Below are 558 nucleotides of genomic sequence, written 5' to 3'. Positions count from 1 at the left end.
CAGCACGGATCTGAACTTCCCCACCTCGAGGCAGTCCCACTGTCCCCGGTCGCTCCTCCCACTCTTCCCCGCTGACTGAGAAGACGACCATTCCCTCGGTGCCGGCGTACACCTCCAGAATCCGTTCGGCCCCGAGCCATTCGATCCATGCTCGCTTCAGCCAGACCGGGCAGGGCGCACCCATATGAATCACGGTGTGGACGGAAGTCATGTCGTATTTGGTGCGGACCTCATTGGGCAACTTCCAGATCCGGCTCATCATCGTCGGGACGAGGTAGAGATAGTTGGCGCGTTCGCGCTCAACCGTGCGGAGCAAGCCTTCGGCCGAGAAGCGTTCGGTAAGCACGACTCGGCCGCCTGCGAGGAGAGTTCTGACCATCTGGGTAAAGGGCGCGTTGTGGGTGAGCGGTGCCGGGATGACGACCACGTCGCCCAACTGGATACGAGCGCGGATTCGCGACTCGTCATGCAGAGCGGCCAGCGCTGGAACCGGCGAGACGATAACCTTCGGACGGCCGGTGCTGCCACCCGACCCGATTGCCTTCCACATCGGCGATA

Annotated in this window: 1 protein-coding gene; it reads right to left on the bottom strand. The window is 62.7% G+C overall.

Going from position 1 to position 558, the window contains the following annotated elements; genetic code table 11:
• On the bottom strand, positions 1 to 558 hold a 558-nt coding region (locus tag ACSU1G_RS34595), incomplete at both ends, for an AMP-binding protein (RefSeq protein ID WP_439286196.1).

It is taken from the genome of Microbacterium sp. A93, from assembly GCF_051842835.1.
The sequence above is the reverse complement of the archived record's forward strand: the minus strand, read 5'-3'. Positions and strand labels throughout refer to the sequence as shown.